The 13,518-nt window shown below is 63.0% G+C and carries 9 protein-coding genes; all 9 read right to left on the bottom strand.

Features of this window, described 5'->3' with window-relative positions:
• Positions 1–116: 116 nt before the first annotated feature.
• The 9 genes from FA04_RS20765 to FA04_RS20725 all read right to left on the bottom strand — a co-directional run bounded on the left by FA04_RS20765 (position 117) and on the right by FA04_RS20725 (position 13,500).
• Entirely contained in the window at positions 117–1,145 is a 1,029-nt protein-coding gene (locus FA04_RS20765; RefSeq protein ID WP_234798797.1) for a YdcF family protein, read from the bottom strand.
• A 784-nt stretch (positions 1,146–1,929) separates the two neighbouring features.
• Positions 1,930–2,286 carry an SPW repeat protein gene (locus tag FA04_RS20760; protein WP_034789629.1) on the bottom strand — a complete coding sequence of 119 codons (357 nt, stop codon included), beginning with the start codon at positions 2,284–2,286 and terminating at the stop codon, positions 1,930–1,932.
• Positions 2,287–2,493: 207 nt separating this feature from the next.
• Positions 2,494–4,233 carry a gamma-glutamyltransferase gene (ggt, locus tag FA04_RS20755; protein WP_034789631.1) on the bottom strand — a complete coding sequence of 580 codons (1,740 nt, stop codon included), beginning with the start codon at positions 4,231–4,233 and terminating at the stop codon, positions 2,494–2,496.
• A gap of 245 nt (positions 4,234–4,478) precedes the next feature.
• Positions 4,479–6,092: a GMC family oxidoreductase gene (locus tag FA04_RS20750; RefSeq protein WP_034789849.1), complete on the bottom strand. Its 1,614-nt coding sequence runs from the start codon at positions 6,090–6,092 to the stop codon at positions 4,479–4,481.
• Between the two features lie 21 nt (positions 6,093–6,113).
• Positions 6,114–7,331: a mandelate racemase/muconate lactonizing enzyme family protein gene (locus FA04_RS20745; RefSeq protein ID WP_034789633.1), complete on the bottom strand. Its 1,218-nt coding sequence runs from the start codon at positions 7,329–7,331 to the stop codon at positions 6,114–6,116.
• Between the two features lie 5 nt (positions 7,332–7,336).
• On the bottom strand, positions 7,337–8,653 hold the full coding sequence (locus FA04_RS20740; protein WP_051659166.1) for an MFS transporter: 1,317 nt from the start codon (positions 8,651–8,653) through the stop codon (positions 7,337–7,339).
• 68 nt (positions 8,654–8,721) lie between these two features.
• Positions 8,722–10,146 carry an aldehyde dehydrogenase gene (gene aldA, locus FA04_RS20735; protein ID WP_034789638.1) on the bottom strand — a complete coding sequence of 475 codons (1,425 nt, stop codon included), beginning with the start codon at positions 10,144–10,146 and terminating at the stop codon, positions 8,722–8,724.
• Between the two features lie 194 nt (positions 10,147–10,340).
• Entirely contained in the window at positions 10,341–11,219 is an 879-nt protein-coding gene (locus FA04_RS20730) for a LysR substrate-binding domain-containing protein (RefSeq protein ID WP_090427612.1), read from the bottom strand.
• Between the two features lie 256 nt (positions 11,220–11,475).
• Entirely contained in the window at positions 11,476–13,500 is a 2,025-nt protein-coding gene (locus FA04_RS20725) for a beta-N-acetylhexosaminidase (protein WP_034789642.1), read from the bottom strand.
• Positions 13,501–13,518 lie beyond the last annotated feature (18 nt).

The raw sequence follows: 13,518 nt of genomic DNA, 5'->3' as shown, positions 1-13,518 counted from the left end.
CGTGCCATACACGCGACCGGCGCATTCTCAAACTGAGCCAGAAACGCACGCGTCCCACCCTTAAGTGCAAGGGTGGGACGCGCAAGCATCAGGCGCTTTCGGGGATGTTCCGATGACTACTGCTGCAGCCCCGGATAGGCCCATACGCCCGAAACCCGCATCAGATCACGGTAGATGACCAACCGCTCGTCCGCCCCGATCTTTGCCGCTTCATCCTGGGTTGGCGCGTCCAGTGCATTCAGCGGCACCACTGCCGATGGCAGGTCGCGCTGCTTCAAGGCATCCTCCATGACCGTGCGCGCGCGGCGCATGTGGCTCGAACTGGTCACCAGGATTACCGTGTCGGCCTGATGCCGCACCAGGAGATTGGCGGCATTGATCACATTGCCGATCGTATCTTTCGACTTGTCCTCAATCATGATGCGATCGCGACTGATACCCTTGTCGACCAGCCACTTGGACATGACGTCACCTTCCGTAACGCCATTTTTCGGCACGCCGCCACTCACCATGACGAGCGCTGTCGGGTTGGCCTCGGCGACCTTCAACGTCACCTCGAGACGATCGAGCAAGGTTTGCTGCGCCTTGCCGTCATCGGCGAGCGCGTAGCCCAGCGCGACGATCACGACTTTCCCTGGCACAGTCGGGACGTCGAAGTTCGGCTTTTCAGCCATGATCTGTTCTGCGCGAACAAACCGCTTGCGATACTCTTCCGCTCGCTCGCGATCGAGACCGGCCAGAGCCTGGTGGGCAAGCGCCGCGCCGGTCTCATCGCCACGGATGCGGGCAATTGCCTCAAGCCAGCTTTGCGCATCAAAAGCGGTCGGGTCCTTGCCAAGGATGCTCTGGAAGGTCGCCTGCGCGTCGTCGAGCTTCTTCTGGATGATCTGGGTCGCAGCAACGGCATATTGGAAATCCAACCGCTCAGGCGCGAGCGTCGACGCTTCCTTGAAGGCTTCCTCCACGACATCATATTTGCCATGCAGCGTAATGCCCTTGAAGACTTCGGCTTCCGCCTTTTTGACGTCGCCGCCCGACCAGTAATACTGCATGCCGGTGTCGACCAGCTGTTTTATACGGGCAGCGTTTGCCTGGTCGAAGGCGCCGGCTGGAGCCGCTGAAATGAGACACGCTGTCGCTGTCAACAGTCCAAGGAGGCGGCGCCGTGCGCTACCCGCTTTTACCGAACGCGGGGTGCCCGATGCTGTCACGGTCGACCCCAACGGGGCAAAAATGGAACTCGGCTTCATTTAAATCTCCCAGTTTTCCGGTTGCCCGCCGGCTTGCTCGCCCTCGGGCCAATAGCGTTCCGTATTCACTTCCGATTTGGCCCATCTCCTTGCGGCCAGTATTAGAAATACCAAAACATGACCACCTGTCCAGATCGCGGCGGCGCAACTATCCGTAATGGTGACTGAAGCCGGGATAATTCGTGTTACATTTCTTACAGATAGCGCATACAAGTTGCGTTCACGTTCCGAAACAGTCGCTGATTGGCGTTATATTGGTATTATCCAATTGCACGCCATCGCCCGCGCAGCGGGCGTGCGCAATCGCTGAATGACCAGGATGTCATGAACATTGGCTTGCCGGCAGTGATTTCCATGGTTCGGCAAGAGCAAAGCCTGCTTCAACGACCTCGCTGCCGATGGGTAGCCGAAAACCTACCCCGGCGCTCGGGAGTTCGTGGCGGTCGTTGCGCGCCGTGCTGTCGAAGACACCGTAAGGTGAATCCATGCGCTGGCCCGTTTGGATTGTTCGAAGGGATCTGACCTTTGAACTCACGCAAATCCGAAGAGGACGGTTCCGCACGGTTTTTCAGATTTCGCTCTCGATCCGGCCAGCCGCAAACGCAAAATTGCAGCGAATGATGCAAACTGATTGCGGCCCGGCGCTGCGGCGCCGGGCCGCAATCTTCTCTACTCATCGTCATGCATGTGCATGCGGATGCTGCCGTTCGTCCCAGACGGCCCAGATCGCGAGCGCGGTCACCAACACCCCAAGGACGACATGCGTCCACATGGGGTTGGGACTGGTCGAGAAACCGAGCAGCCAGGGTGAAGCGATCAGCCAGAGCCCGACGATGAGGCTTGCCCATTCTTCCCATTCCGCAAACATGGCAAGCGTCGCGATAGCCAGAACGCCGAGCACGACGCCGGCGCCCCAAGCGTTCCAGGCCGGAACGCTTTCGACAACGAAACCCATGATCCAGGGGGAGACGAACAGGCAGACGGCAAGAACCAGATTGATCCAGTCCTGTGCTTTCTTTCCTTCCATCAGTGCCATGACAACCTCCACGAATGAAGCTTGGCCAAAGCGTACGATCGCGTGCGGTCGCACGCTCTGAAAACATAATAAATTCAACCGGAACCGCTTTCAAATCTTTTTCGCGTGAGCACGCGGTGGTCGCATGCGCGAAATCAGGCGGCGAACTGACGATCCGCCGCTCTGAATGGGTGTCGAGGGCGCAGCTTTGCGCCGATTCGCGCGCGTCTAGTAACCGCGCGCAGCACCCGCGCCGATGCGGCTGTCGACTGCGCCATTGTAGCGGGCGCCGCCGCCGGCCTCGATGTCCGAAAGGCTCTCGCCGCCGACGAGGATGCCGGTCGCCTGTCCCCAGATCGTCCAGCTTTCATCGATCTGGACATTGTGGCCCATGGCCGACAGCAGCTTGCGGGTATCTGGCGAGAGCGCATAGGGCTCCATGAACACCTTGTCCGGCAGCCACTGGTGATGGACGCGCGGCGCGTCGACCGCTTCCTGGATGTTCATGCCGTGGTCGATGACGTTGAGTATCGCTTCGAGCGTGATGGTGATGATGCGTGCACCGCCGGGGCTGCCGATCACCATGAAGGGCTTGCCGTCCTTGGAGATGATCGTCGGGCTCATCGATGACAGCGGCGTCTTTCCGGGCGCGATCGCATTGGCCTCGCCCTGCACCAGACCGTAGAGATTGGGCACGCCTGGCTTGGCAGTGAAATCATCCATCTCGTTGTTGAGCAGGATGCCGGTTCCGGGCGCCACGACGCCGGCGCCGAAGGAGCCGTTCAGCGTATAGGTGACCGCAACCGCATTGCCCTCGTCGTCGATGATCGAATAGTGCGTCGTCTCCTTGCTTTCGCCGAAACCCTTGGGGATCAGCGTGGCGGAAACGCCGGCGCGGAACGGATCGATCTTGTCGCGGATGTCCTTGGCATAGGCCTTGTCGGTGAGCTTGGCGACGGGGTTCTCGACGAAATCAGGATCGCCGAGCGACGTGTTGCGGTCGACATAGGCGTGGCGCATGGCCTCGATCATCACATGCACGGTGTCGGCGGCGCCATAGCCCATGTAGGAAATGGGGTAGCCTTCGAGAACGTTGAGGATTTCGCAGATGATCACGCCACCGGAGGATGGCGGCGGCGAGGAGACGATGTCATAGCCGCGGTAGTTGCACTTGACCGGCTCCAGTTCGCGCACGGCGTAGCGCTCGAAATCTGCCTTGGCGAGCACGCCGCCTTTCTCCGCGCTCGCCTTGACGATCTGGTCGGCGATCGCGCCCTTGTAGAAGGCGTCGGTGCCCTTCTCGGCGATGCTCGAAAGCGATGCGGCAAGATCGGCCTGGATCAGCTTCTCGCCGGCGACGAACGGCTTGCCGTCCTTCAGGAAGATCGCGGCCGCGGCCGGGTCCTTGGCGAGCCTGTCCGTCTCGCCCTCGAAGGAATCGATATCGCCCTGCTCCAGCACGAAGCCGTCTTTGGCAAGCGCGATCGCCGGCGCGATCAACTCGGCAAGCGGCTTGGTGCCATATCGGCTGCGCGCCATTTCGAAGCCCATGACCGGGCCGGGAACGCCGACGGCGAGATAGCCCTCGGTACTCAGGCCGTCGACGACATTGCCCTTGGCGTCGAGATACATGGTCTTGGTCGCAGCTTGAGGCGCCCGCTCGCGGAAATCGAGGAACGTCGTCTTGCCGTCCTTAAAGCGGATGGTCATGAAACCGCCGCCGCCGATATTGCCGGCGGTCGGATAGGTGACGGCAAGCGCATAGCCGACGGCAACGGCTGCATCCACGGCATTGCCACCGCTTTTCAGCACGGCAACACCGATATCGGATGCCAGGTGTTGGGCCGTGACCACCATGCCGTGCTCCGCCTTCACGGGCTCGGGTGAAGCCGCCTGCACCGCCCAGGGCGTCAGGCTCGATGCAAAGAGCAACGTAATCGACAGGGTCTTCAAGCGGAAACTCGGCATGCGTCTCTCCCTCGCAGGCTCGCGGCGCATTGCCAGATTTCAATGACCGTGGTCTCGCCGCGTCGAGCGCGGTGGCAACGATCGTTCGGTAGGGGCAAGCACCTGATATGGACGGCTATGAAGTGCGGGAAGTATAGTCACGCTCAATCGACGATGGCAAATCACGCCTGACGTTCAACGACACCCCTACGCCTGACCGGCGACCACTGCGTCGGGTCCCCCAGTCGACAGGAAAGCCGTGCCGCTCAGGCGGCATCGGCAAGGATCAGATCGGCACCTTTCTCCGCAACCATCATCGTCGGCGCGTTGATGTTGCCCGCGGTGATGTTGGGGAAGATCGAGGCGTCGACGACGCGAAGACCGGGCACACCGTGAACCTTCAGGCGGCTGTCGACCACCGAGCTCTCCTGGTCCGGCCCCATCGCACAGGTGCCGCAAAGATGATAGATCGAGCCGGAGTTTTCGCGGAAATAGTCCATCAGCGCTTCGTCGCTTTCCACGCGCGGCGCCGGCGAAATCTCTTCCGCCGTCAACGATGAGAGTGCCGAGGCCGACGCGATCCGGCGGACAAGCCGGCTTCCCTGCAGCACTTCGTCGATGTCGCGATCGGTCGTCAGGTAGTTCGGCCGGATCAGCGGTTTCACCGAGGGGTCGCCGGACGCAATCGAGATGCTGCCGCGGCTCGTCGGCCGGCAGGAATTGAAGCAGATCAGGTAGCCGGGATAGGGCTCCGGCTTCAGCCCGGCCTTCGGATCCGTCGGGATGCGGTAGGAGAGCGGGTTGAAATAGAGCTGGATGTTCGGCCGCTCTTCGTCTGGCCGGCCGCGGAAGAAACCACCCGCTTGGTTGACGCTCATCGAGAACGGTCCTTTGCCGGTCAAGAGATACTGCAGACCGAGACGCATCTGGCCGAAGAGACTGCCGAACTCGTCGTTGAGCGTCGGGATCGTCGCACGATAATAGAAGCTGGCGCAGAGATGATCCTGCAGGTTCAGGCCGACCGACGGCAGATGCCGGCGCGTTTCGACCCCGAGCGACGACAGCGCCTTGCCGTCGCCAATGCCCGAGACCTGCAGCAGCTGCGGGCTACCGACCGCACCGGCGGCCAGGATGACCTCGCGCCCCGCCGTGAAGCGGCGCCGCGTCCCATTCTGTATGACATCGACACCGGTCACGCGTCCGTCTTCGCCGAAGACCAGCTTTTCTGCCTGCGCGTAGCGTTCGATCGTGAGATTGGGACGCTTGAGGGCGGGCCTCAGATACTCCGCGCTCGAATGCGAGCGGCGGCCGTTGTTGGTGTTGACGTCGTAGACGCCGGCGCCCTCGATCGAGGCGCCGTTGAAATCCTCGTTCAGCGGCAGCTGCAACGATCCGCAGCTTTCGAGGAAAGCGTCGGTGATCGGGTGCGTCATGCCGCGCATCGGGGTGATGTGGATCGGGCCTTCGCCGCCGTGCCATTCGGACGATCCGCGCGCATGGGTTTCGAGCCGGCGGAAATAGGGCAGGACATCGTCATAGCCCCAGCCCGTATTGCCGGCGTTTTTCCAGTCGTCGAAGTCGTCGCGCGCGCCGCGCACATAGATCATCGCATTGATCGAGCCGGATCCGCCCTGGACCTTGCCACGCGGCACGTAAATGCTGCGATCCTGAAGCTCGGCCTCCGGCTCGCTCGAATACATCCAGTTGACCTGGGGATTGTAGTAGCTGCGGGCGTAGCCGACCGGGATCTTGAACCAGAAGGAATTGTCGTTGCCGCCAGCCTCGATCAAAAGCACCCTGTGGCGACCATTTTCGCTGAGCCGGCTCGCAAGAATGCAGCCGGCCGACCCGGCGCCGACGATGATGTAGTCGTAGATCATCTGCATGTCCTATCGTCGGAGTTATCCGCGTGCCGGCGCGAAGGCCTTCACGTCCGCCGGCCGGCTGTCCATCTGCAGGTGCAGGCGCTCGCCGGTGTACGGCGTGTGCTTTTCGACGACGTCCATGTTGAGCTCGATGCCAAGGCCAGGCTCGCGCGACGGGATGATGTAGCCATCCTCGACGGCGAGCTTGGTCTTCAGCACATCCGCATGAAATCCGCTGAAATCGAGGATCGCCTCATGGATGAGGAAGTTCGGCGACGCAGCTGACAGCTGGATACTGGCCGCAGCCCCGACCGGGCCGTTATAGAGATGCGGGGCGATCTGGGCGTAATAGGCTTCTGCCATGCCGGCGATCTTCTTCGCCTCGAGAAGCCCACCGACGCGTGCGACGTTCATCTGCAGGATCGAGGCAGCCTTCAGTTCGAGGACGCGCTGGAACTCGTACTTGGTCGTCAGGCGCTCGCCGGTCGAAATCGGGATCGAGGTCGCGCGCGCCACCTCTGCCATCGCCGCTTCCTGTCCGGGAGGAACCGGTTCTTCGAACCAGAGCGGGTCGTATTTTTCGAGACGCCGCGCCAGCCGGATCGCCGAGGACGGCACCATCTGGCCGTGCGTGCCGAAGAGCAGATCGGCGCTGCTTCCAACGGCGTCGCGGATCTTGCGGCAGAATTCCTCCGAGCGGTCCATCACGCCGAGCGAAAGCTGGTGGCCGGAATAGTTGGTGTAGGGACCGGCCGGGTCGAACTTGACGGCGGTGAAGCCCATTTCGACCATTTCGACGGCGCATCCGGCGGCGAGATCCGGATCGTTGAAGTCGAACTCTCCAGCCGCGTTCTTCGGGTAGAGATAGGTGTAGGCGCGGAGCTTCTCGTGCACGGTGCCGCCGAGCAGGTCCGCGACGGGCCGGCCGGCGGCCTTGCCGATGATATCCCAGCAGGCGATTTCGAGACCCGAGACGATACCCATCATCGTCGGGTCCGGGCGCTGGGTGAAGCCGCTCGAATAGGCCGAGCGCCAGAAGCGCTCGATCTGGTGCGGATCATGGCCGAGCAGATGCCGCTCGAAGACGTCTTCGATCAGCGGCGTCAGCGCCTTTGGATGGAACGAGGTCGCGTAGATCTCGCCGATGCCTTCGATGCCGCAGGCGGTCGTGAGGCGCACGAAGATCCAGTACATTCCGCCCACATGCGGCGGCGGGACGGCGACGGCATAGGTCTTGAGAGACGCGATCTTCATTTGTGTCATCCCTTTTTCTTGAGGCGGGCCATCAGCACCAGGGTGGCGATGGCGCCGAGGACGCAGATGGCGGCGATGTAGCCGAAATAGAACTGGTAGCCGGCGATGCCCGGATAACGGTCTGAGAGGTATCCGTTGACGAGCGGCAGGTAGGTGTCGGGCGCGTAGCCGACGAGCGAGATGATGCCGATCGCAAGGCCGGTGATGTTGGCCGGCACGTGGCAATCGTCGAGGATCGCCCAGTAGAGGCCACGGATCGTATAGGTGATGAGGCCGACGAGCAGCACCAGTCCGACGAAGAGGACCGTGGAGCCGATGCCCGGCAGGGCGATCATCGCCACGAGGCTGGCGGCTGCCACGATGAAACTCAGGAGCAGGATCGCGGTCTTGCCGTAGCGGTCGCCAAGCAGGCCGCCGCCGATACCGCCGACCGGGCGCAGCCACAGCTTGATCGTGACGATCACGCCGGCCATGGCGGCGGAAATGCCGAAGCCGCCTTCCTGCAGATAGGCCGAGAAGCTGTAGGTCGCGAGGAACACGTGATAGCCGCAGAAGATGATGGCGGCGACGAGCCAGACCTCGGGGATACGGAGCAGCGTCTTGATGTCGGCCAGCAGGTTGCCTTCGCGCTTGCGCGCGCCTTTCTCGACAACGACGGGCTGCGACACGGCGAAATAGGCGATGCCGACGACGATGCAGAAAACGGCATAGAGCAGCACGACATCACGGAAACCCATGGCAAGCCCGGCGCCGCGCGTTTCCGTCGTGAAGACAAAGAGCGCGATGGCGACGCTGGCAAGCAGCGCCTCGACCAGGCCACGGCCGCCGTCGAGAATGCCGAAGAAGCGTCCCTGCTCATTGGCGCCGGCGATCAGGTTCACCTGCTTCAGCGTCGCCGCCCAGAACGTCAGGCCCGTCGTGACGCCGAAGCCGCAATAGATGACGAGAAGCGATGAGTAGCCGGGCAGCGTCGCGTACCAGAGGCCGAGCAGTCCCGTGCCGACCATGGAAACGAGGATCAGGATGCGCGGCTGGACGCGGTCGGCGAGCCAGCCGCTCGGCAGGTAGCCGACCAGGAAGCTGGTGCCGAGAATGGAATAGAGAACGCCAAGCTCGGTGTTGGTGAGCTTGAGTACCTCCAGCATCGTCGTCTGGTAGGACTGGCGCAGGTAGAGGATCGGATAGATCGCGCCCGCGGCGATCACGATCAGCGCCAGTTGCAGGTAACGGCTGCGGGCCGACACGGACGGCGCAGCGATTTCTGTTTCGGAAATTGAGCTCAAGGGTAGTCTCCTCCCCGACCGATGGCGGGAGCATGCCATCGGCCCGGTCTTGATGTTGATGTCCGAACAATTCCGGTTCCCGTCCGGAATTGCGTCATTTCAAATGATCAGTGTTTCAGGACGACGAGGCGCGTCTGGGTGAATTCCAGCATCCCGTGCTTGCCGTCGTCGCCGCCGAGACCCGAGCGTTTCCAGCCGGCGTGGAAGCCCTGATAGGGATCCGCCGGGAAACGGTTGACGTAGAGTTCGCCGGCCTCGATGGCGTCGCTGGCCCGCATGACGGTGCGATAGTTCTCGGTGAAGAGCACCGAGCTCAGGCCGAACTGATGGTCGCTCGCCAGCGCCAGCGCTTCCTCGAAGGTCGAGTAGCGGATCACCGCGAGAACAGGCCCGAAGACCTCCTCGCGCACGATCTCCATCTCCTGGCGGCAGCCGGAAATCAACGTCGGCGGATAGAAGTAGCCCGGTCCTTCCGGCAGGTAACCGCCGGTCTCGACCGTTCCGCCTTCCGCCCGCGCCTGCTCGACCATTTCATGCACGCGTTTCTGCGCGGCGTCGTTGGCGAGCGGGCCCATGCGGGTCGCATCCTCGGCGCGGTCGCCGAAGGCGCGGGCAGCGAAACCTTCGCGCAGCTTGGCGAGCAGCGTGTCATGCACGCTTTCGTGTAGGTAGAGCCGCTCGGCACTGGTGCAGACCTGGCCGCAATGGGCGGTCTTGGCGGCGATGATCGCCTGTGCCACAGCATCGAGATCCCCATCCGGCTCGACGATGACGGGAGTCTTGCCGCCGAGTTCGAGAGAGGGCTTGGCGATGTTTTCCTTGCAGTAGTCGAGCACGATGCGGCCGGCCGAAACGCTGCCGGTCAGCGTGATCATGCCGACGCCGGGATGAGTGCAGAGCGTTTTCGCAACGTCATGCGACATCGTGAGGATGTTAACGAGGCCTTCCGGCAGGCCGGCCTCGACGATCGCTTCGGCAAAAACGAAGGCGGATGTCGGCGTATTGTTGCTCGGCCGTACGACAACGGCGTTTCCTGCAATCAGCGCCGGGGCGATTTTGCGCACCAGTGTGTAGATCGGATAGTTGAACGGGATCAGCCCGGCAACGACGCCGATCGGAACACGCTTCAAGAGCAGGGTTTCACCGGGATTGTCGCTCTCGATCACTTCGCCCTCGATGCGGCGCGCCCATTCGGCGTGGTAGCGCATCAGTTCGGCGCCGTAGATGACTTCCGCGGTCGCGTCGGCGAGGCTCTTGCCCGACTCTTTCGCCAGGGCAGCGCCGATGGTCTCAGCCCGGCTTTCCAGCACCGTCGCCAGTCGACGCAGCGCATCGCCACGCTGGATGGCCGGCAGTGCCGCCCAGGCGCGCTGCGCCTTCATGGCTGCCTCGACCGCTGCTGTTGCCTCCTCATCCGTTGCTGCCGGCACCGATGTGAAGACCTGGCCTGTCGCCGGATTACGGACGTCGATCGTCACCGCAGACGTGCTTTCGATGAAACGACCGCCGGAAAAATTGCGATAGGGGCTCATGGCATCTCGGATGTGTTGGCCGCGGCTCCGGGCGCCAAAGGCGCGCAGGACAAGCGGACTGCGCGGGAGAGAGCACAATGAGCGACGGCCCGTCTCTCTCCCGACCGAGACCGTCACGAAACTGTTGCGACGATAGGGCCGGAGGCACAAGCGAGTAATTTTCAGCGAGAGCATTCCAAAATGGAATGCTTGGCTCAGGCAGCCCGGTCGGCCGAAACTTCCGTAAGCAGCCAGGCACGGAACGCGTCGACCTTGCGGTCGTTTCCGGCCTGGGGCCGCGTGACGAACCAGTAGGATTCATGCCCCTCGACCTCGACGTCGAAAAGCTGCACGAGCTGCCCGGTCTCAAGCTGATTGCGAACCATCGAACGATCGGCAACGGTGACGCCGAGGCCCGCACAGGCCGCTTCGATCGCCAGATCGAGCAGGTCGAACTCTAGCCCGCCGCGGGTATCGACATCCTGGAACCCGGCTGCATCCAGCCAATGGCGCCAGGTCAGATAACGCCGGTCGGGTGAAGCGAGCACGTGCAGGAAGGTAAAGCGCTGCAGGTCCGTCGGACCCTCGACTTTCACCCCTTCGAGCAGTGATGGCGCACAGACGACCACATGCCGCTCCGTCATCAGGATGCTGGCATCCAGCATCGGCCACTCGCCATCGCCGAAGCGGATGGCGCAGTCGAGAAGACCGCGCTCGGCAATCGTGTCCGTGGCTTCGGTGCTGAGGCTGATATCGACGTCGGGCAGGGCCACGCGCAGCCGCGGCAGACGCGGCAGCAGCCAGCGCTTGGCAAAGGTCGGCGGAACGTTGATCCGCAAGCGGTTCTGGTTGCTCTTCTCGGTGATGCTGCGCAGCGAAACCTCGATGCTATGGAACGCTTCCTGGATCGTCGCCAGCAGTTCGGCACCGGCCGGCGTCAGCTCGAGATGGTGGTGGCGACGGATGAGCAGGTCTTCGCCAAGCTCATCCTCGAGGTTGCGAACCTGGCGGCTGACCGCACTTTGCGTGAGGTTGAGCCGCTCGGCCGCCCGCGTGAAGCTGCGGGTCTGCCCGACCACTTCGAAGACCTTCATCGCCGACAATCCAGGAAGTCTTCGCATCGATAACTTGGCCTCAGGAAACGCTGCATCCCGCGGGTCGTCGCGGGATCGATGCGCACCTTTGCGTGTCACGCTCCGGCGCACAAGCACGAAAATCCAAATCGTATCCAGCAAAGCGGAAGCGCACGCCTGGCTAGCTCCGAACGACGAACGGCGGCTCTCGCCGCCGTTTGCCTATCCAATCCATCGCCTGGCCAAGCCCAGACGAAAACTGGAAACTTAACCGCTCCTACTCCGCAGCATAAAAGCCGTAGAGCACCGGCATCAGCCCGACCAGCGCCTCGAAGCGCTTGAAGGACTTACGTTCGGGTCGCGTCCATCCGGTTTCGGCGAGCGCCGAAAGCCGCGGGAAGACGAGCCGGTCGAAGACGGCGCGGTCGGTCATCGGTTCGGACCAGATGCAGCATTGCACGCCGAGCAGGTGCTTTTTCTGTGCGTCGGTCCAGCCTTCGACCGGGTCAAAGGTGTAGAGCTTTTCCGGGTCTGACCAGCCGGCCCAGCTGCCGCCGGGCTCCGACCAGGCCGGGCTGTTGGCCATGTCGAGATAGTAGACTTGGCCCGGGCAGACGACGATGTCGTAACCTTCCTCGGCAAGCGCGGCCGACGCCTCGACCGTGCGCCAACCGAAGAGCAACGACTTCGCCTTGTCGATGACGTTGCCGTGGGCCGCCTCCTGCCAACCGCCGGTAACGCAATTTCGGCTCGCCAGGAACGCCTGGACGCGCGCCAGGAACTCGCCCTGCAGCACCGCCGCACCCGAACCGTCGATCTCGTCGGCGCCATGGGTGTTGGTGACGACGTTCAGGCGTTTGGCGTGGGTTTCGGCGACCTCGTCACCGGCAAGTGCACGAAGCCGCGTGAGCGCTTCCGGCGAGCCGGACCAGGCACCAAGCGGCACCTCGTCGGCGCCAACATGAATCGCCCGCATCGGGAAGAGTTCGATCAACTCGTCGAAGATGACTTCCAGCACGCGATAGGTCTCTTCGCGCGCCGGGTTCAGGCAGTTGTCCGGGAAGCCCTGGACCGAATGATAGCTTCCCTTTTCCTCGGGATCGCGCAGTTCCGGGATTGCCTGCAGCATCGCATAGGAATGACCGGGGATGTCGATTTCCGGCATCACCTCGATGCCGAGGCTGGCGGCAAGCGCTACGATCTGACGAACCGCCGCCTTGGTGTAGTAGCCGCCGGTCGGTTCAGGACCCGAGCCGAGCAGCGGCGGGATTTTGCGACCATGGCCGCGCCAGGCGCCGATTTCAGTGAGCGCCGGATAGGCGTCGATCTCCACGCGCCAGGCCTCGTCGTCGGTCAGGTGCCAGTGGAAACGGTTGAGTTTGTTCCAGGCCATCAGCTGCAGGAAGCGCTCTACCTCCGCGGTGCTATAGAACTGCCGGGCGACGTCGAGGTGGGTGCCGCGCCAGGCGAGCGCCGGCTCGTCCTTGATCTCCCCGCCCGTCGGAAACACGAAGGTGCCCGGATGCGACCGCGCCCCGCGCAGGACCTGGCCGAGCGTGATCAGGCCGTAGAGAATACCCGTCTGGCTACCGCCCGAAATGGCGACGCCGGCAGGCGAGAAACGGATCGTGTAGGCCTCCGGACCAAGGTGCGACGCCTTTGACAATTCGACCGGGAAACCGCCCTCCGCCGCCGGCCGGACAATGCCCTCGACCGGAAACAGGCTGGCCGTGAGATCGGCAAACGCCTTCGCCGCGGCGGACGCTTCACTGCCTTCGGCCTTCAGATCGAGGCCCGGAGGCGCCAATAGCTGACCGGAGACCGCAACCGCTTGCGGCCACGGCACGATCGAGACTGGCACGGGGGCCACCTTCGGCACCGGATAGACGGCGGCGCCACGCTTCAGCTCGGCATTGTCACCGTGCGCCCGCGAGGCAAGCACGGCAACCGGCGCATTCGTGCCATCGGACAGGACGAGGAAGGCGGCGTTGGCGCCATCGGTCCAGTGGCGCGGCTCGAAGCTCATGCCGTGAGCCTTGAGCGTCCAGGTCGCGCCGGGCTTCAGCTCAAAACCTTCCGGCGGCGCGAATTCCGCATAGTTGGAGAGCCGGACCAGAAGCTGCCCGCCCTCGACCTCAGCGGCAGGATCGATGCGCGCCGGGCCCGAGACGCCGAGGCGAAAGCCCTTGATCGGCCGGTCCGAATTGTTGGTGAGCGTCAGCGCATAGACCGACCTGTCGGCGGTGCCGACGGGCACCCAGAGCGTTTCCAGAAGATAGTCAGATTTGGCGGCAAACGTCATCAAATGGCTCCATGAGTG

This window comes from Ensifer adhaerens (assembly GCF_000697965.2).
In the GTDB taxonomy this organism is placed as follows: Bacteria; Pseudomonadota; Alphaproteobacteria; order Rhizobiales; family Rhizobiaceae; genus Ensifer; species Ensifer adhaerens.
This window is presented reverse-complemented; position numbering and strand designations above follow the sequence as displayed.